Source organism: Streptomyces venezuelae (assembly GCF_008642335.1).
Lineage (GTDB): Bacteria > Actinomycetota > Actinomycetes > Streptomycetales > Streptomycetaceae > Streptomyces > Streptomyces venezuelae_F.
Genome location: NZ_CP029191.1, coordinates 3,310,526 through 3,336,149 on the forward strand (window position 1 = coordinate 3,310,526; position 25,624 = coordinate 3,336,149).

25 protein-coding genes are annotated in these 25,624 nt (G+C 71.7%); 10 read left to right on the forward strand and 15 right to left on the reverse strand.

From position 1 onward, the window contains the following. Nucleotides 1-22 precede the first annotated feature (22 nt). The 8 genes from DEJ49_RS14755 to rsmI form a co-directional block, all read right to left on the reverse strand. Nucleotides 23-1,843 carry an ABC-F family ATP-binding cassette domain-containing protein gene (locus tag DEJ49_RS14755; RefSeq protein WP_150184543.1) on the reverse strand — a complete coding sequence of 607 codons (1,821 nt, stop codon included), beginning with the start codon at nt 1,841-1,843 and terminating at the stop codon, nt 23-25. A gap of 75 nt (nt 1,844-1,918) precedes the next feature. Next, on the reverse strand, nt 1,919-2,788 hold the full coding sequence (locus tag DEJ49_RS14760) for a DUF4328 domain-containing protein (RefSeq protein WP_190329354.1): 870 nt from the start codon (nt 2,786-2,788) through the stop codon (nt 1,919-1,921). 132 nt (nt 2,789-2,920) lie between these two features. Continuing rightward, entirely contained in the window at nt 2,921-3,808 is an 888-nt protein-coding gene (locus DEJ49_RS14765) for a 4-(cytidine 5'-diphospho)-2-C-methyl-D-erythritol kinase (RefSeq protein ID WP_150184545.1), read from the reverse strand. Then, nucleotides 3,805-4,671, reverse strand: a complete 867-nt coding sequence (rsmA, locus tag DEJ49_RS14770; protein WP_150184546.1) for a 16S rRNA (adenine(1518)-N(6)/adenine(1519)-N(6))-dimethyltransferase RsmA — start codon at nt 4,669-4,671, stop codon at nt 3,805-3,807. The genes DEJ49_RS14765 and rsmA overlap by 4 nt, the downstream gene beginning before the upstream one ends. 56 nt (nt 4,672-4,727) lie before the next feature. Beyond that, a complete protein-coding gene (locus tag DEJ49_RS14775) occupies nt 4,728-6,146 on the reverse strand; it encodes a resuscitation-promoting factor (RefSeq protein ID WP_150184547.1) in 1,419 nt (472 codons plus the stop codon). Nucleotides 6,147-6,280: 134 nt separating this feature from the next. After that, a complete protein-coding gene (locus DEJ49_RS14780) occupies nt 6,281-7,156 on the reverse strand; it encodes a TatD family hydrolase (protein ID WP_150184548.1) in 876 nt (291 codons plus the stop codon). Between the two features lie 77 nt (nt 7,157-7,233). Then, complete coding sequence (locus DEJ49_RS14785) at nt 7,234-7,671, reverse strand: hypothetical protein (protein ID WP_150184549.1); 438 nt, start codon at nt 7,669-7,671, stop codon at nt 7,234-7,236. A gap of 207 nt (nt 7,672-7,878) precedes the next feature. Continuing rightward, nucleotides 7,879-8,742 carry a 16S rRNA (cytidine(1402)-2'-O)-methyltransferase gene (rsmI, locus tag DEJ49_RS14790; protein WP_263398801.1) on the reverse strand — a complete coding sequence of 288 codons (864 nt, stop codon included), beginning with the start codon at nt 8,740-8,742 and terminating at the stop codon, nt 7,879-7,881. A 95-nt stretch (nt 8,743-8,837) separates the two neighbouring features. On the opposite strand from rsmI, the gene DEJ49_RS14795 reads away from it, so the two are divergent. The 7 genes from DEJ49_RS14795 to DEJ49_RS14825 all read left to right on the forward strand — a co-directional run bounded on the left by DEJ49_RS14795 (nt 8,838) and on the right by DEJ49_RS14825 (nt 16,463). Beyond that, nucleotides 8,838-10,577 (forward strand): dolichyl-phosphate-mannose--protein mannosyltransferase, encoded by a 1,740-nt coding sequence (locus tag DEJ49_RS14795; RefSeq protein ID WP_150184551.1) that lies wholly within the window; start codon nt 8,838-8,840, stop codon nt 10,575-10,577. Between the two features lie 81 nt (nt 10,578-10,658). Continuing rightward, nucleotides 10,659-11,114, forward strand: a complete 456-nt coding sequence (locus DEJ49_RS14800) for a nuclear transport factor 2 family protein (protein WP_150184552.1) — start codon at nt 10,659-10,661, stop codon at nt 11,112-11,114. A 130-nt stretch (nt 11,115-11,244) separates the two neighbouring features. Continuing rightward, nucleotides 11,245-12,873 (forward strand): penicillin-binding transpeptidase domain-containing protein, encoded by a 1,629-nt coding sequence (locus DEJ49_RS14805; protein WP_150184553.1) that lies wholly within the window; start codon nt 11,245-11,247, stop codon nt 12,871-12,873. Between the two features lie 119 nt (nt 12,874-12,992). After that, entirely contained in the window at nt 12,993-14,717 is a 1,725-nt protein-coding gene (locus DEJ49_RS14810) for a penicillin-binding transpeptidase domain-containing protein (protein ID WP_411757162.1), read from the forward strand. Nucleotides 14,718-14,840: 123 nt separating this feature from the next. After that, nucleotides 14,841-15,347 (forward strand): YbaK/EbsC family protein, encoded by a 507-nt coding sequence (locus DEJ49_RS14815; RefSeq protein ID WP_150184554.1) that lies wholly within the window; start codon nt 14,841-14,843, stop codon nt 15,345-15,347. Continuing rightward, the gene (locus tag DEJ49_RS14820; RefSeq protein ID WP_150184555.1) at nt 15,344-16,195 is read left to right on the forward strand and encodes a DMT family transporter; all 852 of its coding nucleotides are present in this window, start codon (nt 15,344-15,346) and stop codon (nt 16,193-16,195) included. Before DEJ49_RS14815 ends, DEJ49_RS14820 begins: the two co-directional genes overlap by 4 nt. Nucleotides 16,196-16,262: 67 nt before the next feature. Beyond that, on the forward strand, nt 16,263-16,463 hold the full coding sequence (locus tag DEJ49_RS14825) for a DUF397 domain-containing protein (protein ID WP_150184556.1): 201 nt from the start codon (nt 16,263-16,265) through the stop codon (nt 16,461-16,463). A 7-nt stretch (nt 16,464-16,470) separates the two neighbouring features. On the opposite strand, the gene DEJ49_RS14830 is transcribed toward DEJ49_RS14825, so the two are convergent. Next, nucleotides 16,471-17,109 (reverse strand): permease prefix domain 1-containing protein, encoded by a 639-nt coding sequence (locus DEJ49_RS14830; RefSeq protein ID WP_150184557.1) that lies wholly within the window; start codon nt 17,107-17,109, stop codon nt 16,471-16,473. After that, the gene (locus tag DEJ49_RS14835) at nt 17,106-17,468 is read right to left on the reverse strand and encodes a PadR family transcriptional regulator (RefSeq protein ID WP_150184558.1); all 363 of its coding nucleotides are present in this window, start codon (nt 17,466-17,468) and stop codon (nt 17,106-17,108) included. Before DEJ49_RS14835 ends, DEJ49_RS14830 begins: the two co-directional genes overlap by 4 nt. Nucleotides 17,469-17,577: 109 nt before the next feature. Between DEJ49_RS14835 and DEJ49_RS14840 the strand changes: the two genes are divergently transcribed. Then, complete coding sequence (locus DEJ49_RS14840; RefSeq protein ID WP_150184559.1) at nt 17,578-18,090, forward strand: hypothetical protein; 513 nt, start codon at nt 17,578-17,580, stop codon at nt 18,088-18,090. Nucleotides 18,091-18,095: 5 nt separating this feature from the next. After that, nucleotides 18,096-18,365: a hypothetical protein gene (locus tag DEJ49_RS14845; RefSeq protein WP_150188244.1), complete on the forward strand. Its 270-nt coding sequence runs from the start codon at nt 18,096-18,098 to the stop codon at nt 18,363-18,365. A 532-nt stretch (nt 18,366-18,897) separates the two neighbouring features. Here the strand turns inward: DEJ49_RS14845 and DEJ49_RS14855 are convergent. The 4 genes from DEJ49_RS14855 to DEJ49_RS14870 are packed head-to-tail and all read right to left on the reverse strand — an operon-like array spanning nt 18,898 to nt 22,769. Further along, nucleotides 18,898-20,103 (reverse strand): serine hydrolase domain-containing protein, encoded by a 1,206-nt coding sequence (locus DEJ49_RS14855; RefSeq protein ID WP_190329355.1) that lies wholly within the window; start codon nt 20,101-20,103, stop codon nt 18,898-18,900. A 50-nt stretch (nt 20,104-20,153) separates the two neighbouring features. Next, entirely contained in the window at nt 20,154-20,945 is a 792-nt protein-coding gene (locus DEJ49_RS14860; protein ID WP_150184560.1) for an energy-coupling factor ABC transporter ATP-binding protein, read from the reverse strand. Then, nucleotides 20,933-21,694, reverse strand: coding sequence for a cobalt ECF transporter T component CbiQ (gene cbiQ / locus DEJ49_RS14865; protein WP_150184561.1), 762 nt, complete (start codon nt 21,692-21,694; stop codon nt 20,933-20,935). The genes DEJ49_RS14860 and cbiQ overlap by 13 nt, the downstream gene beginning before the upstream one ends. Nucleotide 21,695: 1 nt before the next feature. Then, a complete protein-coding gene (locus DEJ49_RS14870; RefSeq protein WP_150184562.1) occupies nt 21,696-22,769 on the reverse strand; it encodes an energy-coupling factor ABC transporter permease in 1,074 nt (357 codons plus the stop codon). Between the two features lie 194 nt (nt 22,770-22,963). On the opposite strand from DEJ49_RS14870, the gene DEJ49_RS14875 reads away from it, so the two are divergent. Then, nucleotides 22,964-23,308, forward strand: a complete 345-nt coding sequence (locus DEJ49_RS14875) for an SsgA family sporulation/cell division regulator (protein ID WP_150184563.1) — start codon at nt 22,964-22,966, stop codon at nt 23,306-23,308. A 30-nt stretch (nt 23,309-23,338) separates the two neighbouring features. Here the strand turns inward: DEJ49_RS14875 and DEJ49_RS14880 are convergent, their stop codons facing one another. Further along, the gene (locus DEJ49_RS14880; protein WP_150184564.1) at nt 23,339-25,579 is read right to left on the reverse strand and encodes an MMPL family transporter; all 2,241 of its coding nucleotides are present in this window, start codon (nt 25,577-25,579) and stop codon (nt 23,339-23,341) included. Nucleotides 25,580-25,624: the final 45 nt, after the last annotated feature.

A 25,624-nucleotide genomic window follows, 5' to 3' on the forward strand; every position in this document is an offset into this window, starting at 1 on the left:
TTATGCGAGCTGCACGAGAGCTCTACGCGTCCTCCGCAAGCTCCAACCAGCGCATTTCCAACTCGTCCCGCTCATCGATCAGTTCACGGAGCTCGGCGTCCAGTTTCGCCACCTTTTCGAAGTCCGTGGCGTTATCGGCGATTTGAGCGTGGAGCTTGGCCTCCTTCTGGGAGACCTTGTCCAGCTGCCGCTCGATCTTCTGGAGCTCCTTCTTGGCGGCACGGGCCTCCGCGGAGGAGACGGTCTTCGTCCCGGCGTCCTGCGCCGCGGCGGGCGCGGCCGCGGGGGCCGACGGCGTCGCGGCCGCCGCCATCCGCTGCCTGCGCTCCAGGTACTCGTCGATGCCGCGCGGCAGCATCCGCATCGTGGCGTCACCGAGGAGCGCGAACACCTTGTCCGTCGTCCGCTCGACGAAGAACCGGTCGTGGGAGATCACGACCATGGAGCCCGGCCAGCCGTCGAGCACGTCCTCCAGCTGCGTCAGGGTCTCGATGTCGAGGTCGTTGGTCGGCTCGTCGAGGAAGAGGACGTTCGGCTCGTCCATGAGGAGGCGCAGCAGCTGCAGCCTGCGCCGCTCACCGCCGGAGAGGTCGCCGACCGGCGTCCACTGCTTCTCCTTGTTGAACCCGAACGTCTCGCAGAGCTGCCCCGCGGTCATCTCGCGGCCCTTGCCGAGGTCGACGCGCTCGCGCACCTGCTGCACGGCTTCGAGGACCCGCAGCGTCGGCTTCAGCTCGGCGACCTCCTGCGAGAGGTAGGCCAGCTTCACCGTCCTGCCGACGACGATCTTCCCGTCCGCGGGCTGCACGTCGCCTTCGCTGCGGGCGGCGTCGGCCATGGCGCGCAGCAGCGATGTCTTGCCCGCGCCGTTCACCCCGACCAGGCCGATGCGGTCGCCGGGGCCGAGCTGCCAGGTGAGGTGCTTGAGCAGCAGCTTGGGTCCGGCCTGGACGGACACGTCCTCCAGGTCGAACACGGTCTTGCCGAGCCGCGTCGTCGCGAACTTCATCAGCTCGCTGGTGTCGCGCGGCGGCGGCACGTCCGCGATCAGTTCGTTCGCCGCCTCGATGCGGAACTTCGGCTTGCTGGTGCGGGCCGGGGCGCCGCGCCGCAGCCACGCCAGCTCCTTGCGCATCAGGTTCTGCCGCTTGGTCTCCTCGGTGGCGGCGATGCGCTCACGCTCGGCGCGCGCGAACACGTAGTCCGAGTACCCGCCCTCGTACTCGAAGACGGAGCCCTTCTGCACGTCCCACATGCGGGTGCACACCTGGTCCAGGAACCAGCGGTCGTGCGTCACGCACACGAGCGCCGAGCGCCGCGTCCGCAGATGCTGGGCCAGCCACGAGATGCCCTCGACGTCGAGGTGGTTGGTCGGCTCGTCGAGCACGATCAGGTCCTGCTCGGCGATGAGCAGCTTCGCCAGCGCGATGCGTCGCCGCTCGCCGCCGGAGAGCGGCCCGATGACGGTGTCGAGCCCCTGCGGGAACCCGGGCAGGTCGAGCCCGCCGAACAGCCCGGTCAGCACGTCCCTGATCTTGGCGCTGCCCGCCCACTCGTGGTCGGCGAGGTCACCGATGACCTCGTGCCGGACGGTGGCGGCCGGGTCGAGGGAGTCGTGCTGCGTCAGCACGCCGAGGCGCAGCCCGCCGTTGTGCGTGACGCGGCCGGTGTCCGCCTCCTCCAGCTTGGCGAGCATCCGGATCAGGGTGGTCTTCCCGTCGCCGTTGCGCCCCACGACGCCGATCCTGTCCCCCTCGGACACGCCGAGTGAGACGCCGTCGAGCAGGGCACGGGTGCCGTACACCTTGCTGACTGCCTCGACATTGACCAGATTGACGGCCATTTCACTCCTGACAGGGGGGACGATCGACTTATCAGCGTAGTCGCCCGCGCGGGTGGTCCTTCGCCCGCGAACCGCTCACCAGTGCCGGGGGCCCGTGGGCGGCGGTGGCGGCATCCGCATTCCCGGGTAGGCGAAGCCGAGGCGGAGGTCCTGCATGGTGGTGATCGTCCGGATCATCACGATGCCGCAGATGCCGGCGGCTATCAGCGCGGCGTCCGAGAGCATGAACATCAGCACGGCCGTGCGGCCCTGCCCCCTGTCGCCGTCGTCGGCGGCGATGAGCAGCAGCCAGCCGAGCGCGCTCAGCGCGCTGGACGCGACCCAGGTCGCCCACCACGCGGTGACGGCGCCCTGCCCGGGACGGGCGTAGGGCGCGGGGTGGCCGTACGCCGTGTACGCCGTCGGCCGCGCGCCGCCCGAGGGGTCGCTGACCGCGATGATGTCGTCGGTGATCTGCTTCGGTATCCACCAGTTGGCGAACGGTATGAACCACGCGCCGATGGCCATGCCCGGCGACTGGCGGTGCCGTCCCGGGGCGAAGACCTCCGCGTTGGTCCGCACGCGGTTGAACCACGTCAGGAAGACGGGGATCGCCGCGAGGAATCCGATGCCGAGCAGCGCCATGGCGAAGCCCCAGAAGTCCCCGATGTCGTCGTCCCGGTAGAACCCGTACCAGGAGCGCCCCAGAGCGTCGTACAGATCGAAGTCCGCGACCAGCCGCAGCAGCGCGAGCGTCGAGACACCGCCGAGCAGCACCATGGCCGCCGTACCGATCCCGGCGACCGGGGCGGGCCGGGGCGGGATCGGGACGTAGTAGCGGGGATAGGGGACGGGGGGCGGCCCGGGTGGCCCGGACGGGAAAGCTGGCGGTGCGCCCATGCCCGGCGGAGGCGGCGGCGGGGGCGGGCCCGAAGGCTTCGGCGTATCCGATGGCGTGTGTGACATGGCTCCCCCGATTCGTTCCGCCCGCCCGTCCCCAGGGCGTCGAGAAATCAGGTTACGGCGATCACTCGGCCCGTGCCCGACCCTGTGGACAACTCAGCGGAGACCCGCGTACCAAGCGCGGAGACAGGCGTTCTAAAGCAGCGTCGCGCCCGGCGCCGGCGACTGCGCGACCCGTGCCGTCCTGCACGTACCCGACGCCACCAGCGCGTCCGCCACCCGCACCGCGGACTCATGGTCCCGTGCGAGGAACGCCGTCGTCGGCCCCGACCCGGAGACCAGCGCGGCGAGCGCGCCCGCCGCCGTGCCCGCGGCGAGGGTGTCGCGCAGCGAGGGGAAGAGGGAGAGGGCGGCGGGCTGCAGGTCGTTGGTGACCGTCGCGGCGAGCGCGTCGACGTCGCCGTCGCGCAGGGCGGCGAGCAGGGCGGGCGAGGCCTCGGGGGCGGGCGCGTCCGGGGTGAGCCGGTCGAACTCGCGGTACACGGAGGGCGTGGAGAGGCCTCCGTCGGCGACGGCGAAGACCCAGAAGAAGGTGCCTCCGACGTCCAGGAGTTCCAGCTTCTCGCCGCGCCCGGTGCCGAGCGCGGCGCCGCCGACCAGGCTGAACGGCACGTCGCTGCCCAACTCGGCGCAGATGTCGTTGAGTTCGCCGTAGGTCGCCTCGGTCCCCCACAGCGCGTCGCACGCCACGAGCGCGCCCGCGGCGTCCGCGCTGCCGCCCGCCATGCCGCCGGCGACGGGGATGTCCTTGGCGATGTGCAGGTGCACGTCGGGCGCGATGCCGTGCCGCGCGGCGAGGAGTTCCGCGGCGCGGGCGGCCAGGTTCGTGCGGTCCAGGGGGACCTGGTCCGCGCCGGGGCCCTCGCAGGTCACCCGCAGCTCGTCGGCGGGGGTGACGGTGACCTCGTCGTAGAGGCCGACGGCGAGGAAGACGTTGGCGAGGTCGTGGAAGCCGTCGGGGCGTGCGGCGCCGACCGCCAGCTGGACGTTGACCTTCGCGGGGACCCGTACCGTCACGCTCACGCGCCGGCCTCCTTGTGCTCGGCGATCCGCGCGAACTCCTCGACGGTCAGGGCCTCGCCGCGCGCCTGCGGCGAGACTCCGGCGGCGACCAGCGCGGCCTCCGCGGCGGCGGCGGAGCCGGCCCATCCGGCGAGGGCGGCCCGCAACGTCTTCCTGCGCTGCGCGAACGCGGCGTCGACGACGGCGAAGACCTCGCGCTTGGAGGCACTGGTCTTGATCGGTTCGGCGCGGCGCACCAGCGACACGAGTCCGGAGTCGACGTTGGGCGCGGGCCAGAAGACGTTGCGGCCGATGGACCCGGCGCGCTTCACCTCCGCGTACCAGTTGGCCTTCACGGACGGCACGCCGTAGACGCGCGAGCCCGGCCCTGCGGCGAGCCGGTCGGCGACCTCGGCCTGCACCATCACGAGGGTGCGCTCGATGGTCGGGAAGGTGTCGAGCATGTGGAGCAGGACGGGCACGGCCACGTTGTACGGGAGGTTCGCGACGAGCGCGGTGGGCGCGGGGCCCGGCAGCTCGCTGACGAGCATCGCGTCGCTGTGCACGAGCCCGAAGGACGCGATCTTCTCCGGGAGGCGGGCCTGCACGGTGGCGGGCAGCGCCTCGGCGAGCACGTCGTCGATCTCCACGGCGGTGACGTGGGCGGCGGTCTCCAGGAGCGCGAGGGTCAGCGACCCGAGGCCGGGCCCGACCTCGACGACGACGTCGTCCGGGCGGACCTCCGCGGTGCGGACGATGCGCCGTACGGTGTTGGCGTCGATGACGAAGTTCTGGCCGCGCTGCTTGGTCGGGCGTACGCCCAGGGCAGCGGCCAGCTCGCGGATGTCGGCGGGGCCGAGGAGGGCGCCTTGCTCAGTGCTCACCGCACCAGGTTAAGGGGCCCCGGCCCCCTGCCCGGCCCGCGGCCGCCGCGCCCGCCCTACAGCCTGCTGCCGCAGTGGGGCCAGGGGCTCGCGCCTCGCTGTACGTAGAGCTTCTTCGCCCGGAACGTCTGTTCCGCCGCGGGGGCGTCCTGGGGGCGGCCCGAGCCGCCGAGGCCCTGCCAGGTCCGCGTGTCGAACTGGTACAGGCCGCCGTACGTCCCCGACGGGTCCACCGCGCCGGGCCGTCCGCCCGACTCGCAGTGCGCGAGCCCGCCCCAGTTGAGGTCGTCCGCCCCGGCCACCGACATCGGCATCTGCTTCGTGCCGACCTTGATCACCCGCTTCCGCGGCTCCCGCACCACCTCGGAAGCGACCCGCTTCGGCTTCTGCTTGACGCCGTTGACCGTGCGCACCGTGTACGTGACCCGTCTGACACCCGTCTGCCCCGCGTGCGCCACGACCTCCGTGCCCCGGAAGAGCGTCGGGTCCTCGGTCCGCTCCACGTCGAACGGGATCTGCTCCTCCCGGACCTCCCGCGTGCCCGTGATCCGCATGACCGTCACCGTCTGGCCGTCGCGCGGGAAGCTGTCGGGATCGACCGACGTCGTGTCCTGGCCGCGCAGGGTCACCCCGGACTCGGCGACCGCTTCCCGTACCGTCGCCGCGTTCGTGCGGATCGTCCGCTCCCGGCCGTCCGCCATGATCGTGACGGTGCGTTCCGTGCGGACGTCGAGGGCGAGGCCGTCGCGCCCGATGCGGCTGCTGCGCGACGCCGACAGGTGCGCGCCCTCCGCGCGCACCCCGAGCTGCCGCAGCGCCCCGTCCACCGTGCGCGCCGTGGTCCACACCCGGCGGCGCTCCCCGTCGAGGGTGAGGTGGACGGGCCGGCCGTAGCGGACGGCGATCTCGTCGCCGCTGGCCAGGGCCGTGGTCGACGCGGGCGCGACGATGTCGTGGTCGCCGACGTCCACGCCCTCGTCGGCGAGGAGTTCACCGACGTCGTCCGCGAAGGTGTGCAGGGTGCGGGGCTTGCCGTCGACGATGAGCTGCACGGCCTTGTCGTTGGCGACGAACGCGGACGTGCCGCCGGCGAGGAACGCGACGACGAGAGCCTGCGGGACGAGCCGCCGCATCGCATCGGGCCCGGCCCCGATACCGGCTACGGCTCCGGTGCGTTCAGGAGCTCGCGAGGTCCGTTCAGGAGCTCGCGCGGACTTCCTGCCCCGCCCGCCCCGCCGCATCGCGGCCCGCCCGGGAGCGGGCACCACGGGCTGGGGCGCCACGGTCTCGGGCGCCACGGGCTCGGGCTCGTACGTGCGTTCCGGTGCGAGCGGCGCGCCGTCCAGCGTCTCCTCGTACGCCACCTGGTAGGAGTACGACGTCTCCTGCCACACCTCGTAGGCGGGCTCGTACGACGGCGGGCCGTACTGCGGCGCGTACGTCGTCTCGTACGTCTCGTACTGCGAGTTGCTCACGATGACGCTCCAGGGGTCCGTACCGGGGCGGACAGAACCTAGCGGAGCTCTCGTCACTCTCCAAAGCAGGGCCGCTACGCTGTGTCGCCGCGTTGACCTGAGCTGCCCCTGCCGGAGGCGCGGACCGTTATCGGTCAGTAAGCAAACGCGCGTGCCGTGTTCGCCGAGACCGCCGTGGCCATGGCGTCCTCGTCGATACCGCGGATTTCGGCCATGGCGCGCACCGTGACCGGAATGAGATACGGGGCGTTGGGCCGTCCGCGGTACGGGGCGGGCGTCAGGAACGGCGCGTCGGTCTCCACGAGGACCAGGTCGAGCGGGGCGACGGCCAGCGCGTCGCGCAGCCCCTGCGCGTTCTTGAAGGTGACGTTGCCCGCGAAGGACATGAAGTAGCCGTGCTCGGCGCAGATACGGGCCATGTCGGCGTCGCCGGAGTAGCAGTGGAAGACGGTGCGCTCGGGGGCGCCCTCCTCCTTCAGAACGCGTAGCACGTCCTCGTGGGCCTCGCGATCGTGGATGACCAGCGCCTTGCCGTGCCGCTTGGCGATCTCGATGTGCGCGCGGAACGAACGCTCCTGGGCCGCCATGCCCTCGGGGCCCGTGCGGAAGTAGTCGAGGCCGGTCTCGCCGACGCCGAGCACGTGCGGCAGGGCGGCGAGCCGGTCGATCTCGGCGAGCGCCTCGTCGAGTGCGCTGTCACCGCCGGGTTCGCGGGCGCCCTGCCGGGACCAGCCGTCGGGGTCGCCGAGGACGATGCGGGGCGCTTCGTTCGGGTGGAGGGCGACGGTGGCGTGCACGCTGTCGTGCGCGGCGGCGGTCTCGGCCGCCCACCGCGAACCACGTACGTCGCAGCCCACCTGGACCACCGTCGTCACGCCGACCGACGCGGCCTTGGCGAGACCCTCCTCCACGGTGCCCGACTGCATGTCGAGGTGGGTGTGGGAGTCGGCGACCGCCACCCGGAGCGGTTCGGGCAGGGGCGGCGGTACGTCGGCGTTCTTCGAAGGCATGCCTCGATCCTACGAAGAAGAGCAGCCGGCCGGATGGGCCCCTTCTTACAGAAGAGCCACGCCGGTCCGGACCGGGCCTACTGCGCCCTACGGTGCTGGAAAGGGTGCAGCAGGTCGGACAGGTGCCAGTGGTGGCGTTCCGCGCCGTCACCCTCGCCGGCCCCGGCGGCGCCCGGCTCGACCGCGTCCACAGGACCCGCCGGCTTCCCAACACCCTTGGCCGTCCCCGCGTGCTGCCGCCGCATCATGTCGAGCACGGAGGACACCTGGCCGGCACGCATGATCCGCACGACGTGGCCGCCGCAGTTCAGGCACGTGGGCCGGGTCAGCGGCGACGGCACGCGCGCGCCCTCCGCCTTGTACAGCACGAACTCCTGCCCCTTGGCGTCCACGTGGTGCTCTATCTCGTAGGACTGCTCCCAGCCGTGCCCGCACCGCATGCAGGCGAAGGCGTACGACTCGTGAACGACATTCAGCGCCGTGGTGGGGTGGCCGGTGTCTGCGATCTCACTCATGCCAGCTGCTCCTCTTGCCCGAGGGACAAGCACTCCCGGCGTCGGGGAAGGCCCCGGCCGGAAGCGTGGGGACGGGTGCGTCCCTTCAACCAGTGGACGCCTTTCCGGGAGCGAGCGCATCAGACCTGTCGAGCATTGGAGCCGTTTTGGCCATTCCTTAGGAAAGGGGCCCGAAAAGAGCCTGGTGCGCGGCCCGCGCTTTGCTTTTCACGATAGTCCTTTGCCAGCCGATGGGCTGCCGCGATCCGCATTCTTTGCCGCGACGACGGCATCGAACACCTCGCGTTTGGGAAGGCCCGCTTCAGCGGCCACCGCGGCGATCGCCTCCTTGCGTCGCTCCCCCGCCTCCTCGCGCACCCGCACCCTGCGCACCAGCTCGTCCGGACCGAGTTCCGCCGCGCTCTTCTCGGGCGCGCCTTCGACGACGACGGTGATCTCGCCCCGTACGCCGTCGGCCGCCCACTCGGCGAGTTCCTTCAGCGAACCGCGCTTGACCTCTTCGTACGTCTTGGTCAGCTCGCGGCAGACCGCGGCCCTGCGCTCCTCGCCGAACGCCTCGGCCATCGCGGCGAGCGTGTCGTCGATGCGGTGCGGCGCCTCGAAGTACACGAGCGTCCTGCGGTCCTCCGCGACCTCCTTGAGGCGCGAGAGCCGCTCGCCGGCCTTGCGCGGCAGGAAGCCCTCGAAGCAGAAGCGGTCCACGGGCAGCCCGGAGAGGGCGAGTGCGGTGAGCACGGCCGACGGGCCGGGCACGGCGGTGACCCGCACGTCCCGCTCGACGGCGGCCGCGACCAGGCGGTAGCCGGGGTCGGAGACGGACGGCATGCCCGCGTCCGTCACGAGCAGCACGCGCGCGCCGCCCACCAGCGCCTCGACCAGCTCGGGCGTGCGCGCGGTCTCGTTGCCCTCGAAGTACGAGACGACCCGCCCGCCGACCTGCACGCCGAGCGCCTGGGTGAGCCTGCGCAGGCGCCGCGTGTCCTCGGCGGCGACGACATCGGCCGACTCCAGTTCGGCGGCGAGCCGCGGCGGCGCGTCGGCGACGTCGCCGATGGGCGTGCCTGCCAACACAAGGGTTCCGGGGGAATCAGCGCTTCCTGTCACTCTTCCATCCTCGCAGGGCCCACGGACGGGACTCGCACAGTCTGGTTCCCTACGATGGCGCGGTGACCAGTACCGCGTCTTCCCCGGACACCCGCGAGGGCCAGGCGGCCGAGGAGCAGCAGCCTCCGTGGCAGCGGCGGCTGCGCCGATTCGGCCATGTGGAGCGGCCGAGGCAGGACGTGAGGGCGCGTCTCGTACCCGCGTACACCCGGCCGAGTCCCCGCCTGTGGATGACGCTCGGCCTGTCGAAGAGGGCCGCGGACCTGGTGGGGCGGTGGTCCGGCTGGGTCGGTCCGCTGCTGATCACGCTCGTCGCCGGGGTGGCCCGCTTCTGGAACCTGGGCAATCCGAAGGCCGTGATATTCGACGAGACGTACTACGCGAAGGACGCGTGGGCGCTCATCCACCGCGGCTTCGAGGTCAACTGGCCCGAGAAGGTCAACGGCGACGTCCTGAAGCAGGGCGGCGACATCGCGATCCCGCACGACGCGTCGTACGTGGTGCATCCGCCCGTCGGCAAGTACGTGATCGGCGTCGGCGAATGGATGTTCGGCTTCGACCCGTTCGGCTGGCGCTTCATGACGGCGGTGCTCGGCACGCTGTCGGTGCTGATGCTGTGCCGGATCGGACGGCGGCTCTTCCGCTCGACGTTCCTCGGGTGTCTCGCGGGCGCGCTGCTCGCGGCGGACGGCCTGCACTTCGTGATGAGCCGCACGGCGCTGCTCGACCAGGTCCTGATGTTCTTCGTGCTCGCCGCGTTCGGGTGCTTCCTGATCGACAGGGACAAGGCGCGGGCGCGGCTCGCGGCCGCCCTGCCGGTGGACGAGGACGGGCGGGTGCGCCCCGACGCGCACGTCGCGCAGACGCTGCGGCTGGGGTGGCGGCCGTGGCGGTGGGCGGCCGGGCTCTGCCTGGGGCTCGCGTTCGGCACGAAGTGGAACGGCCTGTACGTCATGGTCTTCTTCTGCCTGATGACCGTCTTCTGGGACGTGGGCGCGCGCCGGGTGGCCGGTGCGCGCCGGCCCCACCTCGCGGTGCTGCGGCGGGACGTGCTCCCGGCGTTCGTGTCGACGGTGCCGGTGGCGCTCGCCACGTACGTGATCTCGTGGCTCGGCTGGATCCTGTCGCCGACGGACGGCACCGGCGGCTACTACCGCAACTGGGCGGCGACGGCGGGCAAGGGCGGCCACTGGACGTGGCTGCCGGACTGGGTGCGCAGCCTCTGGCACTACGAGCACGCGGTGTACGAGTTCCACGTGGGCCTCTCCTCGCCGCACACCTACCAGTCCAACCCGTGGAGCTGGATCGTCGACGGCAGGCCCGTCTCGTACTTCTACGAGTCGCCGCTGCCCGGCAAGGACGGCTGCCCGCCGGACACCACGGAGAAGTGCGCCCGCGAGGTCCTCGCGCTCGGCACACCGCTGCTGTGGTGGGCGGCGGCCTTCGCGCTCCTCTACGTCCTGTGGCGGTGGGCGTTCCGCCGCGACTGGCGGGCGGGCGCGATCCTGTGCGGCGTCGTGGCGGGCTATCTGCCCTGGTTCTTCTACCAGGAGCGGACGATCTTCTACTTCTACGCGGTCGTCTTCGTGCCGTTCCTGTGCCTCGCGGTGGCGATGACGATCGGCGCGATCCTCGGCCCGCCGGGGTCCAGTGAGCGCCGCCGGGTCGTGGGCGCCGCGGCCTCGGGCGTCCTCGTCCTGCTCATCCTCTGGAACTTCATCTACTTCTGGCCGATCTACACGGGCACGGCGATCCCGATCGATTCGTGGCGATCGAGGATGTGGCTCGACACGTGGGTCTAGCGGCGTGATCCTCGGGCGGGCCGAGGGTCATGTCGGAAAACGGCCAGCTCCCGTGAAGTCGCGCCGCCTAAGGTCGCGGGCATGTCGGAGCAGAGCCGCTCGGTACAGAGCCGCACCCTCGTCAAGAACGCCTGGAAGGCCTTCGCCGGCCACGACGCCGAGCGCATCGCGGCCGTCTTCACCGAGGACGCGGAGTGGCTCGCACCCCCGGAGAACGCCACCGCCGTCGCGCTGGAGGGGCCAGGTCATCTGGTCGGCAGGGACGCGATCGTGCGGTTTCTGGCCGTCGACTTCCCTCGCTTCTTCGTGCGCGACGTCGCCGTCACCTTCCACGGGTTCTACGCCGACGGCGACCGGGTGACCGTCGAGGAGACCATGACGGCGACCCTGGCCAACGGCAACCATTACGCCAACGACTACTGCTTCGTCTTCGAGCTCCAGGATGGGCTGATTCACCGGGTGCGCGAATACATGGACACGGCCCGCGCGCACCGCATGGTTTTCGGCGGAGCTCCGAACACCCGCGATCAGGTGTAGTACGCACCTAGGACACCTTCGGATAACGACAGCCCCGTACCTCACTCCCGCCCCCACGGGCCCCTTAGTGTTCAGGGCGAATGACCTTCCCGGATATGTCCGGGAAGGCTCCTGGGGAGGGGGGCGCATCGTGCGCAGAGGTGCAAAGGCCGCGTTGGTCGGTGGGGTCTTCGCCGTCATGGTGGGGGGCGCCGGGTACGGCGCGTACAACTTGGTGAGCGACGTGAACGGGGACGACGGTTCGCCGCGGTCGGAGGCGGCCGAGGTGAAGACGGGGCCGCCGTCGGACGGCGAGGTCCGTGAGACGGCCCGCAAGTTCCTGGAGGCGTGGGCCAAGGGCGACGCCAGGCAGGCCGCGGCGTACACGAACAACTTCGCGGCGGCCGAGGAGTCGCTGACCGGCTTCCGCGAGGACGCGCACCTGACGAAGGCGAAGCTCGTCCCGAAGCAGGCGTCCGGCGCCCGCGTGCCGTTCTCCGTCTCGACAACGGTGTCGTACAAGGGAAAGAGCAAGCCCTTCGCGTACGACTCGCAGCTCACCGTCGTCCGCGGCAAGACCACCGGGCGCGCGCTCGTCGACTGGTCGGAAGCCGTCATCCACCCTTCCCTGGAGAAGGGCGACACCCTCGTGACGGGCGAGTCGGCCACCCCGCCCATCCAGGCCGTGGACCGCGCGGGCACCGTCCTGCGCAAGAAGGACTACCCCTCGCTCGGCCCGATCCTGGACAAGCTGCGCGACACGTACGGCGAAAGCGCGGGCGGAAAGCCCGGCGTGGAGCTGTACGTCCAGCACGCGGACGACGACGCGGGCGCCCGTTCCCTGGTCAGCCTCGCGCCCGGCAAACCCGGCAAGCTGCACACGACGCTCAGCGCGGGCGTCCAGAAGGCCGCGGAGCAGGCGGTGCTGCGCAGCGACGACTCGTCCGTGGTCGCGCTGAAGCCGAGCACCGGTGAGGTCCTCGCGGTCGCCAACAACCGCAAGGACGGGTTCAACGCGGCGTTCCTCGGCAAGGTCCCGCCCGGCTCGACGATGAAGATCGTCTCGGCGGCGATGCTCATCGACAAGGGCGTGACGAAGGCGAGCGGCCCCGCGCCCTGCCCGGCCTCCGCGACCTGGCAGAGCCAGACGTTCAACAACCTCAAGGGCATGACGCCCAACGAGTCCGCGACGTTCTCGGAGGACTTCGCGCGCTCCTGCAACACGGCGTTCGTGAAGCTCATCGACGAGGACGGCATATCGGACGCGTCCCTCACCGAGGAGGCACGGAACAACTTCGGCCTGGGCCAGGACTGGAAGGTCGGCGTCCCGTCGTTCGACGGCTCCGTCCCCGAGTCCCCCGGGCCCAACCGCGCGTCCAACGCCATCGGCCAGGGCGAGGTCACGATGAACCCGCTGAACATGGCCTCGGTCACGGCGACGGCGATGACGGGCACCTTCCGGCAGCCCGTGATCGTGCCGGCCTCGCTCGACGACCGCCAACTGGCCACTGCTCAGGGCCTGCGCGCGTCCACCGTCCAGCAGCTGCGCCAGATGATGAACCGCACGGCGGTCAGCGGCACCGGCGCACGCGCCATGGCCGGGCTCGGCACCGACATCGGCGCGAAGACCGGCTCGGCCGAGATCGGCGGCCAGGAGGTGTCGGACAGCTGGTTCACGGGGTACCGGGGCGATGTCGCGGCGGCCGCGCTCGCACAGCGGGGCGGGCACGGCGGCGACTCGGCGGGGCCGATCGTGGCGGCGGTGCTGGGCGCAGGGTAATCGGTGCGCGGGTCCGTCGCCCGGCCGGGCGGCGAACTGGTCAAGGGCTTCTCCGTACGCCTCTAAGGTGGCCTTCAGGCTCTGGGGAGCCGGGGGTTCCGGGGAACTGCGGAGGGTTTGTGGGCAAGCGAAGGCGCGCCACCGGGCGCAAGAACGTCGGCGGCGGTGGCCGTGTCGGGAACAGGAGAGCGCACCCGGGTGTGCTCGGCGGGGCCGCGGCCGTGGTCGTGTGCGGCGTGGGGGCCGCCGCGTTCGCGCTGTCCGGCGGCTCGGGTTCCGGGGACGGCTCGACCGTCGACGAGAAGCCGGTGGCGTCGGGCCCGCCGAAGCCGGCCGAAGTCCGGTCCACCGCACAGGCGTTCCTCACCGCGTGGGCGAAGGGCGACGCGACCCGGGCGGCAGCACTGACGGACGACCCCTCGGCGGCGAAGAAGGCCCTGACGTCCTACCGCAAGGACGCCCACCTCACGAAGCCCCGCCTGACGCCGGGCAAGCGCGCGGGCACCGACGTACCGTTCAAGGCCGCGGCCACGGTCTCGTACGAGGGAAAGACCAAGGCCCTCTCGTACGAGTCCGAACTCACGGTCGTCCGCCGGAAGAGCGACGGCGAGACGCTGGTCGGCTGGGAGCCCTCGGTGGTCCACCCGGACCTGAAGGAGGGCGACCGGCTGGTCACGGGTGAGGCGGGCGACCCGCCGATCAAGGCGGTGGACCGGGACGGCGCGGAGCTGACGGCGGCGAAGTACCCGTCGCTGGGCACGGTCGTCGACGGGCTGCGCGAGAAGTACGGGAAGAAGGCGGGCGGCAAGGCGGGCGTCGAACTGCGGGTGATCCGCGCGGAGAAGGCGGAGGCGAAGCAGGGCGGGGCCGGTGAGGACGACTCCAAGGCAACGCCCGACAAGACGCTCCTCACGCTCTCCCCCGGCACGCCGGGAACGCTGAAGACGACGTTCAGTGGCTCGCTCCAGTCGGCCGCCGAACGCGAGACGGCGAAGCGGAAGCGCGCCTCCGTCGTGGTCGTCAAGCCCAGCACCGGCGAGATCCTGGCCGCGGCCAACTCCGAACCGGCGGGCTTCAACACGGCGTTCCAGGGCTCGATCGCGCCCGGCTCCACGATGAAGGTCATCAGCTCGTCGCTGCTCCTGGAGAAAAAGCTCGCCGGAGTCGACAAGAAGCACCCCTGCCCCAAGTACGAGACGTACGGCGGCTGGAAGTTCCAGAACGACGACAAGTTCCAGATCAAGGGCGGTACGTTCCGGGCGAGCTTCGCGCGGTCCTGCAACACGGCTTTCATCAGCCAGGCCAAGAAGCTGGAGAACGACTCCCTCACCAAGCAGGCCCAGGAAGTCTTCGGACTCGGCCGCGACAACTGGTCGATCGGCGTCTCGTCCTTCGACGGCGCGGTACCGGTCCAGAGCGACGCGCAGATGGCGGCCTCGCTCATCGGGCAGGGTGGGGTGCGGATGAATCCGTTGAACATGGCGTCGGTGGCGGCAACGGTGAAATCGGGCGAGTTCAAGCAGCCCTACCTGGTCTCGCCCGACGTGGACGACCGCGAGCTGGCGACGGCGCCGCGCAAGATGTCGGGCTCGACGGCCGCGGCGCTGCGGGACCTGATGCACTACACCGCGGTCGCGGGCACGGCGGTCAAGCCCATGTCGGGCCTCGGCTCCGACATGGGCGCGAAGACGGGTTCGGCGGAGGTCGACGGCCAGAAGAAGCCCAACGGCTGGTTCACGGCGTACCGGGGCGACCTGGCGTCGGCGGCGGTCGTGCAGGAGGGCGGGCATGGCGGGGACTCGGCGGGGCCGGTGGTTCGGGCGATGCTGCGGGCGGGGGGCTGAGGGGGGCGGGACGAGGGCCGGGACGGGGACTGGGGCGACTCGGGGTGCGCAGGTAGTGACGGCCTGTCCGCTATGCGGATACGTGGTCGCGTGCCCCGTACACAGACCGCTAGCGTGCCGGGCATGAGCGCTACACCACCCGAAGCATCCGAAGCCCACCCCCGTTTCGCCGAGGCCCTCCGTCAGCTGGGCCTCGGCGATCTGCTTCCCCGGGTCCGCCGCTTCCCGGAGCAGACGCGCACCGCGCAGGAGGCCGCCGCGGCCATCGGCTGCGACCTGAGCCAGATCTGCAAGTCGCTGATCTTCGCGGCGGACGGGGTCCCCGTGCTGGTCCTCATGGACGGCGCGTCGCGGGTGGACCTGGACCTCGTACGACGCGAACTCGGCGCGGAGAAGGTGACCCGGGCGAAGGCGGACGTGGTGCGCGAGACGACCGGTTACGCGATCGGGGGCGTACCGCCCTTCGGCCACGTCACACGGACCCGCGTCCTCGCCGACCGGTCCCTCCTCGCCCACGACGAGGTGTGGGCGGCGGCCGGCACGCCCTACGCGGTCTTCCCGATGGCACCCGAGACGCTGATCGCCCACGCGGGCGGCACGCTGGTGGACGTGCGCGAGACCGCCGCGTGACCCCGCTGGTCGCGGCGGCCGTCCTGCTCGCCGCCGTCACGCACGCGTGCTGGAACGCGATAGCCCACCACATCACCGACAAGCTGGTCGGCTTCACGCTCATATCGGGGGGCGGCACGCTGATCGGCCTGCTCCTCGCCCCCTTCGTCCCGATCCCGGACGCGGAGGCGTGGCCCTATCTGGTCCTCTCCGCGGCGATCCACGTCGGCTACTACGCCCTGCTGATGAAGTCGTTCAAGCTCGGCGACTTCGGCCAGGCGTATCCGATCGCGCGCGGCACGGCGCCGCTGGTCGTCACCGTCCTCGCGGCGGTCTTCGCGGGCGAGATCCCGGACGGCTGGCAGGCGGCGGGCGTCGCGGTCTCGTGCGCGGGCCTGACGGGCCTCGCCCTGTGGGGCATCCGGGGCTCGGGCCGCCGCCCCGACTGGGCGGCGATCGGCGCGGCGCTCGCGACGGGCGTCTCGATCGCGGCGTACACGGTGGTGGACGGCCTGGGCGTACGCGCCTCCGGCTCCTCCATGGGCTACATCGCGTGGCTGATGATCCTGGAGGGCATCGCGGTCCCGCTCTACGCGGCGTACCGCTGGCGCGGCGAGTTCGTCCCGCGCCTGCGCCCGTTCGCCCTGGTCGGCCTCGCGGGCGCGGCCCTCTCCGTCTCGGCATACGGCCTGGTCCTGTGGGCCCAGACGCGAGCGGACCTGGCCCCGATCTCCGCGCTGCGCGAGTCCTCGATCATCGTGGGCGCGGCGATAGGCGCGCTCTTCTTCAAGGAACGGTTCGGGGCGCCAAGGTTGGTGGCGGCGGGGTTGATGGTGGCGGGGATCGGGTTGATGTTGCATGCGGGGTAGCGGCGGCTCGTACGAGACATGCGCTCGCATCGGATGGCCACCCTCGGCCGGAGGTGGGTGAGGCACCATGCGCCACCCCGATGTCATCACCGGGTTCCGAAAGTCGTCGCACTCGGACCAGCTGGGCGATTGCCTGGAGATCGCGCGCACCGGGTCCGGAGGCCATGCCGTACGTGACAGCAAGAACTCCGCGGGGCCTTCCCTTACCGTCGGTGGTGCGGCGTGGAGCTGCTTCGTCGACGAGATCAAAGGCGCCTACGCCAGGTAGCTCTGGGTCAGCCGACTGCCGGTTGTGCTGAGTTCAGGCCCGCACAGCGGCGGCATGCCCTCACCGATGTCGCCACTACCGCGTGTGACGCCGCCGCCAGGGCGCCTGCCGCTGTCAGCAGGGGCCAGTTCGTGGCGAGGGCCGCCGCGACGGTCAGGGAGAGGGTCGCCACCGCCATGGCCGCGCTGGCCGTCGTGCCAAACCACGCGACAGTCAGCGGCAGGCGGTGAGGGGTGGGCAGGCGGCGGGCAAGGGTGCCCGTGACCGCCAGCGTCGCCGCCGCCAGTAGGGCCGCCAGCGTGGCGATCAGGGTCAGGTGTGCTGCCAGTTGCTGCCAGAGCAGTTCGCCCCGCGCCAGGTACCAGCACGCCAGCAGCAACGGGGCCGTCAGCGTGATCGTCCGGGCCGTGTGTCGCGCCTGGGCGATGGTCAGTTCGTGCTGGCAGGCGGGGGCGAGGTCCGCGACGGTCCCGAACTCCCGTACCGCCAGGCGGGCGGCTTCCGACTCGTCCGCTCCCGCGTCGGCGTACGCGGCCGCCGTGTCCATGAGCCCGTCGTGCATCTCCTCGATGAGGCGGGACTTGGCGCGCTCAGGACCGCGCAGGGCCGCCGTCAGCGCGGCGACGTGGTCGTCGATGGCGCTCATGTGGCGAGACCGGGCTGTGCGCCGCCGGCGGTCTGGGGGCCGGGGTTCAGGACCGCGCCGATCGCCGCGGTGAACTCACTCCACGCAGCCCGCTCCCCGGCGAGCGTCGCGCGTCCGGCGTCGGTCAGCTCGTATGCCCTGCGGCGCCGCTCACCGCCCGCCGCCTCCCAGCTACTGCTGAGCAGACCGAGGCGCTCCAGGCGGTTCAGCGCCGGGTAGATCGTTCCCGTACGCAGCTCCAGCGCGCCGCCGCTGCGACGCTGCACCGCGGTGATGATCGCGTACCCGTGCAACGGGCCCGGCTCCAGCACGGCAAGGAGCAATCCGTCGAGGTGCCCGCGCACCGCATCCGCCTTCATGGGTAGGCAGCCTACACAAGGGGTGTGTTGGCGGTGTATGTATTGGCAGCCAACATGTTTGCGTTGGCTGCCAACACATTCGTGCCGTTCCGATCCTCGGGGGTCCGTCATGACCAAGTTCCTGCTGTCCGTGCACGTCCTCGCCGCGATCCTCGCGGTGGGGTCCATCACGGTCGCCGCGTCGATGTTCCCGCGCTATGCGTTGCGGGCCCTGGGCTGTGACGGGGACGGTGGCGGTCGTGGTGACGGTGACGGGGAGCGGACAGATGATCGGGCCCCCGGCATCGCCGCGCTCCTGCACCGCGTCTGCCGCGCCTACGCCGTCGCAGGTCTCGCCGTCCCCGTCTTCGGCATCGCCACGGCCGTCCAGCTCGACGTCCTCACCGACGCCTGGCTGATCGCCTCACTCATCCTGACGACGATCGCGGCGGGGTTGCTCGCGCTGGTGATCCTGCCGAGGCAGCGGGCTCTGCTGGACAGGGCGACGGATCTGTCCGACCCGGCCGACGGGGCGCGGCGCGCGGCGGCCCGCCTCGCCATGCTGACCGGCATCTTCAACGTCCTCTGGGCCACGGTCACCGTCCTGATGATCGTCCGCCCCGGCTCCACGACGGGGGCGTGATCGCCATGCGTACGCTCCGCATCGCGGCGGTGGTCGAGGCCGCGTCCCTGGCGCTCCTCCTGGCCAACCTGCTCACGATCCACGCCCGCCCACTGTCGGGCCTGCTGGGCCCACTGCACGGCACGGCGTACCTGGTCGTCATAGCGTCCACGTGGATGCTGCCGTCCGCGTCGACTGCGGGTGCGCGATGGCGGGCGCTCGTCCCGGGTGTCGGGGGGCTGCTGGTCCTACGCGGGGTCGAGGTGCGGACGGATTCCTCCGATCACGCCTCGTGATGCGCCGACGAGCGACGAGGGTGAAGGCCAACCATGCCAACGGCGCGACGACGCCGGACGCGAGATGGGTGGCGGGGGTGGTGGGCGGGGTGGGGCGGCTGCTCGGTGGTGCCGGGGGATGGGGGGGGCTACGCCCGGCCGGTCCGCTGACCGGGGGCGGGGTGGTCGGGCGGGGCGTCGGCGGCTGGGCCGTGGGGCCTGGGCGGTGATCTGGCCCGGGGCTATTCCGGGCCGCCGTTGAGGGCGGGCGGGTGGGGAGCTGGCCCGGACGCGCCAGGGGGGCGGGGCGCAGGTGCGGGTGCGGCCCCTGCGCGCAGCGGGGCGTTAGGGCCGACCGTGGCAGTCTCACAGGGCGAAGGCGGGTGCCGGCGCAGGTGTCGGGGCGGGTGGGTGGGGAGCTGGCGGGGACGCGCTAGGGGGGCGGGGCGCAGGTGCGGGTGCGGCCCCCGCGCGCAGCGGGGCATCAGGGCAGACCGTGGCAGCAAGGCCCGGCGCGCGAACATCGACGCCCGCAGGACGGCGTGCCGGACGGTTACAGAGACTCCCGCAGCGCCCGCACCAACGCCTGCGCCCGCGGGTCCGCCGTAACCCCCTTGTTCATGCCGTTCGTGACGTAGCCGAACGCCACGCCCGACTCCGGGTCGGCGAAGCCAAGGGCGCCGCCGCGCCCCGGGTGGCCGAAGGACCCGGCGCCGAGGAGCGGCGACGCCGCCCCGTGGAGCATGTAGCCGAGGCCGAAGCGCGTGTTGACGACCAGGACCCGGTCGGGGCCCGCCGACGCCTCCCCCCGCGCCAGCTCGACCGTGGCGGGAGTGAACAAGCGCCCGCCGCCGCCCTCCACCTCTCCGACCAGCCCCGCGTAAAAGCGCGCCAGCCCGTCCGCCGTCGCGACACCGTTGGACGCGGGCAGCGCCGCCGCCCGGTACCCGGAGTCGTTCTCGTCCGGCGAGGGGTCGATCGCCCCGAACGCCCGCCGCGTCAGCGACTCCGCGTCCGCATACGCCTCCGCCACGTTCCGCTTCGGCCGCATCCGGAGCCCGCCCGGCCCCGCCGGAGCCTCGATACGGCCAAGGCGACCGGCCCGCCCCGCCTCCGCTTCCGACGCCGGCAGCCCGAGCCACAGGTCGAGCCCCAGCGGCCCCGCGATCTCGTCCGCGATCCACTCCCCCACAGGGCGGCCCGTCACGCGCCGCACCAGCTCGCCCACGAGCCAGCTGTACGTCTGCGCGTGGTAGCCGTGGTCCTCGCCGGGCTCCCAGAAGGGGGCCTGCGCCGCGACCACCGCGGCGCCGAGGTCCGGGTCGAGCGCCTCGGCGGGCGTCAGCGGACGGTCCAGGGCGGGGACACCGGCGCGGTGCGCGAGAACGTGACGTACGAGAACATGCTCCTTGCCGCGCGCCTTGAACTCCGGCCAGTACGAGCCGACCGGCGCGTCCAGGTCCAGTTCCCCCCGCTGGTGCAGGAGGAGCGGCACGGCCGCCGCCACGCCCTTCGTCGCCGAGCGCACGATCTGAGCCGTACCCCGCTCCCAGGGCGCGCCCCCGGCCCCGGCGTCCCCATCGACGTCCTTCATGCCGCCCCACAGGTCCACCACCCGGCGCCCGTCCCGGTACACGGTCACCGCCGCGCCCCGCTCCCCGCGCTCGGCGAAGTTGCGTACGAACGCGTCCCGCACCGGCTCGTACCCGGCGGCCACGGTGCCGTGCACCCCACCCATCACATCCACAACGCCATCCATGACAAGGCCATCCATGACAAGGCCAACAGCAACCAACCACCGTCGATTCCCTAGCCCCCGACCCTCACCGTCTTAGGATCGAAGCCAAAAGGCAGCTCCAAGCGATGGGCGCCCATCAGGTCCGCGTCGGAGAGCAGCTCGCCCGTCGGGCCGTCCGCCGCGATGACGCCGTCACTGAGGATCAGGGCGCGCGGGCACAGCTCCAAGGCGTACGGCAGGTCGTGCGTGACCATCAGGACCGTCACGTCCAGCGACCGCAGGATGTCCGCGAGCTCGCGGCGCGAGGCCGGGTCGAGGTTGGAGGACGGCTCGTCCAGGACGAGGATCTCCGGCTCCATCGCGAGCACCGTCGCCACCGCGACCCTGCGCCGCTGCCCGAAGGAGAGGTGGTGCGGCGGGCGGTCCGCGAACTCCGCCATGCCCACCTGCCCCAGCGCCTTGTGCACCCGCGCCTCCAGCTCGGGCCCCCGCAGGCCCGCCGCCGCGGGCCCGAACGCCACGTCCTCCCGCACGGTCGGCATGAACAGCTGGTCGTCCGGGTCCTGGAAGACGATGCCGACGCGGCGCCTGATCTCCGCCATGTGCTTCTTGCCGACGGGCAGCCCGGCGACCGTCACCGTGCCCGCGCCGCCGGTCAGGATGCCGTTGAGGTGCAGGACGAGCGTCGTCTTGCCCGCGCCGTTCGGCCCGAGCAGCGCGACGCGCTCGCCGCGCCCCACGGTGAAGTCGACGCCGAAGAGGGCCTGGTGCCCGTCCGGATAGGCGAAGGCGAGGCCCGAGACCTCAAGAGACGCGGGGACCTTCGAAGAGGCCGCACCAGGCACATCAGTCACAGGATCCATCCCAACAGGCATACGACAAGAGCGGTCAGGGGAAGGGTCAGCGCGTACGTCCACTGGGCGCGGGACGCCGTGATGTCGTCGATGACCGGCATCGACCCGGCGTAGCCACGGCTGACCATGGCCAGATGTACCCGCTCCCCCCTCTCGTACGAGCGGATGAAGAGCGCGCCCGCCGACTTGGCGAGGACGCCCCACTGCCGTACGCCCCGCGCCGCGAACCCGCGCGACTCGCGGGCGATCTTCATGCGGCGCATCTCGTCCGTGATCACGTCGCCGTACCGGATCATGAACGAGGCGATCTGGACGAGCAGCGGCGGCAGCTTCAGCCGCTGGAGTCCGAGCAGCAGCTCGCGCAGCTCCGTCGTCGCGGCGAGCAGCACCGACGCGGCGACGCCCAGCGTTCCCTTGGCCAGGACGTTCCAGGCGCCCCAGAGTCCGTTGACGCTCAGGGAGAGGCCGAGGACGTCGACGCGTTCGCCCTGCGCGACGAACGGGAGCAGCACCGCGAACGCCACGAACGGGATCTCGATGAGGAGCCGCTTCAGCAGGAAGCCCGCGGGGACACGGGCGACGTACGCGACCACGCCGAGCAGCACCGCGTACAGCCCGAAGGCCCACATCGCCTCGCGGGGCGTGGAGACCACGACGATCACGAAGCAGAGGACCGCCGCGAGCTTGGTGTGCGGAGGCAGCGCGTGCACCGGTGAGCGGCCCTGCCGGTAGAGCCGGTGGGCGTGGCCCGCACCCATGTCAGACCTTCTCGGAGGTGACGTCCTCCGGCACGGCGGCCGGCGATGTGTCGTTCGTACGGCGGCGGCGCAGGCCCCAGAAGACCGCCGAGCCCGCGACGACCGTGACGCCCACGCCGATCACGCCCGCGAGGCCGCCGGAGAGGCGGGCGTCGGTGACGTCCTTGACGCCGTAGTCGGCGAGCGGGGAGTCCGCGGAGGCGTGCTCCTCGGTCTTCTTGTCGATGCCCTTGTCGTGGGCGACCTTCTCCAGGCCGTCCGGGTCGGCCGACGCGTAGAAGCTGACGAAGCCCGCGAGGACGAGGGAGGCGACGATGCCCGCGATCCAGACCGGGCGGGTGGACCGGGGGGAGCGGGCGGCGACGGGCGCGGGCTCGGCGGCCGGCGCGTCCACCAGCTCTCCGGCGACGCGCAGTTTCAGCCGCTGGGTGAGGCCCCGCGCTCCGTACACCAGGTCCGGCCGCACGGCGATGACCGCGCCGACCGTGAGCGCGGTGATGGCGGCCTCGCCGATGCCGATGAGGACGTGGACGCCGACCATCGCGGTGGCGACCTTGCCGATGGAGACGTCGGTCGTGCCGCCGAGGGCGTAGATGAGGGTGAAGGCGACCGCGGCGGCGGGCACGGAGAGCAGAGCGGCCACGAAGGAGGCCGCCGTGATCGAGCGGCGGCCGCGGGGCAGCACCTTCACCAGGCCGCGGAAGACGAGGTAGGCGACGACGGTCGTGACGATCGCCATGTCGGAGATGTTCACGCCGAGCGCGGTCAGACCGCCGTCCGCGAAGAGCACGCCCTGCATGAGCAGGACGACGGAGACGCAGAGCACCCCGGTGAAGGGTCCGACGAGGATCGCCGCGAGCGCACCGCCGAGGAGGTGGCCGCTGGTGCCCGCCGCGACGGGGAAGTTCAGCATCTGCACGGCGAAGATGAAGGCGGCGACGAGACCGGCGAGCGGCGCGGTGCGCTCGTCGAGCTCGCGGCGGGCGCCCTTGAGGCTGACGGCGACGGCGCCTGCCGCGACGACCCCGGCGGCCGCCGAGACCGGGACGTTGATGAACCCGTCGGGGACATGCATGCGCGCGCTCCTGGGCAGGGGCCCTGGGCAGGGCGGACGGCTCGTGAACCGTTCAATGATAGTGCTCTGTTGCAAACGGCTTGCAAGAGCGCGTCGGTCCCGATTCGACTACGCCGACCGCCGGTCCCACCTGCGGCGAATTGTCGTACATATGGGACATTGGTGGGGAAGTGCCAAGGATGAGGAGTTCAGCGATGTCCGCAGTCGAGCAGTACGCACGCGCCCACCTCGTCACGGACTCCTCCGAGGGCCACCGCGCCGTCCCCGTCATCCTCCACTACGACGCGGAGGCCGACCCGCAGGCGGTGCGGATCGGCCTCCCCGGCTCCCCTCATCGGGTCTTCTCCCGGCAGCTCCTGGAGCGGGGCCTCCGGGCGCCCGTGACCTCGGGCAACGTTCACGTATGGCCGTGCGGGCGGGTCCAGACGGTCGTGGAGTTCCACGAGGCGGACGGGGTGACGGTCGTGCAGTTCGACGCGTCGGCGCTGATCCGCTTCCTGCGCCGCACCCACGCGGCCGTCACCCCGATCACCCACTAGGACGTACGCGGGCCCCACGACCCACGCGGGTCAGACGCGCGCCGGCTCCCTGTCGGCCGCCGCGTCCGCGTCCCTCTCGGCCGCCGTGCGCAGGCCCTCTCCCTCGACGTCGACGTTCGGCAGCGCGCGGTCCAGCCACTTGGGCAGCCACCACGCCTTCTTGCCGAGCAGCGCGAGGACCGCGGGCACCAGCGCCATACGGACCACGAAGGCGTCGAAGAAGACGGCGATGGCCAGGCCGAAGCCGATCATCTTCACCATCTGCTCGGACGAGCCGATGAAGCCCGCGAAGACCGCGATCATGATGACGGCCGCCGCCGAGACCACCCGCGCGCCGTGCCGGAATCCGGTCACGATCGCCTGTCCCGGCCGCTCGCCGTGGACGTACGCCTCCCGCATGCGGGTCACGAGGAAGACCTCGTAGTCCATCGCGAGGCCGAAGACCACGCCCACCATGAAGATCGGCATCATCGACATGATCGGGCCGGTCTGCTCGACGCCGAAGAGCGAGCCGAGCCAGCCCCACTGGAAGACCGCGACGACCGCGCCGAGGGCCGCGAGGACCGAGAGCAGGAAGCCGAGGGCCGCCTTGAGCGGGACCAGGATCGAGCGGAAGACGACGATCAGGAGCAGGAACGCGAGGCCCACGACCAGCGCCAGGTAGGGCAGCAGGGCGTCGTTCAGCTTCTGCGAGACGTCGATGTTCATGGCCGTGGTGCCGGTGACCATGATCTCGGCGCCCGAGTCCGACTTGATCTGCGCACCGGTGTCACGGATCGAGTGGACGAGGTCCTCGGTCTCCAGGCCACTGGGCTTGGAGGACGGGACGACGCTGATGATCGCGGTGTTCTTCTCCTTGTTGAACATCGGCGGGGCGACGGTCAGGACGTCGTCGAGCTTGGAGATCGTCCTGGTGATCTCACCGGCCGCCGCCTTCGGGTCGTCGGCGCCCTCCAGGTCGCCGACCACCATCAGGGGCCCGTTGAAGCCGGGGCCGAAGCCCTCCGAGACCAGGTCGTACGCCTTGCGCTGGGTCGTGGACGTCGGCTGCGCGCCGTCGTCCGGCAGGCCGAGCTCCAGCTTCGAGACCGGGATGGCCGCGGCGCCGAGGCCCACGATGCCGACGAGCAGCACGGCGATGGGGCGGCGGACCACGAAGCGGGCCCAGCGGGTGCCCATGTTCTGCTTCGGCTCACCGGCCTCGGCGGACTCACGGCCCTTACGGGCCTTGCCGCCCCCGAACAGCTTGCTCTTCTCGCCCGCGGGCAGCACCCGCCTGCCCGCGTACCCGAGCAGCGCCGGGATGAGGGTGAGCGCGATGAGGACGGCGATGACGACCGTGCCGGCCGCGGCGAAGCCCATCTTGGTGAGCATCGGGATGTTGACGACGGCGAGGCCGACCAGCGCGATGACGACGGTGAGTCCGGCGAAGACGACCGCGGAGCCCGCGGTGCCGACGGCCCGTCCCGCCGCTTCCTCGCGGTCCCGCCCCTCGGCGAGTTCGCCGCGGTAGCGCGAGACGATGAAGAGCGCGTAGTCGATGCCGACCGCGAGGCCGATCATCATGGCGAGCGTCGACGTGGTGGTGCCGAGGTCGAGCGCGTCGGCGAGCGCGGTGATCGACGAGACGCCGATGCCCACACCGATCAGCGCGGTGATCAGCGGCAGTCCGGCCGCGATGAGCGAGCCGAAGGTGATGACGAGGACGACCGCCGCGACCGCGATGCCGATGATCTCGGTGGAGCCGGTCTCGGGCATGGCCTGCAGCGCGTCGCCGCCGACCTCGACCGTGAGCCCCGACTCTCGCGCCTTGTCGGTGGTCTTCTCCAGCGCGTCGCGGTCGTCGTCGGTCAGCTCCATCGAGGTGACCTTGTACGAGACGGAGGCGTACGCCGTGGAGCCGTCCTTGCTGACCGTCTTGGTCGCGAAGGGGCTGTCCGCGCGGGCCACCTGGTCCGAGCCCGCCTTGACGGCGGCGACGGTCTTCTCGATCTCGGCCTTGTTGGCCTTGTCGGTGACCTTCTCGCCGTCCGGCGCCTTGAAGACGACGCGGGCGCTGGCTCCGTCGGCGCTGGCCTCGGGGGCCCTCTTCTCCAGCAGGTCGAAGGCCTTCTGGGCCTCCGTGCCGGGTATGGAGAAGCTGCTGGAGGCGGCGGTGGGCGCGGACGCCGCGCCGACCCCGGCGAGCGTCAGGAGCGCCACCCATATGAGGGCGACGAAATGGCGTCGCCTGAAGGCGAGTTTGCCGAGTTTGTAGAGGAAAGTGGCCACGGGGGCGTACTCCCGGTCAGGTCGTGTGGTCCGGATTGGGCAGGG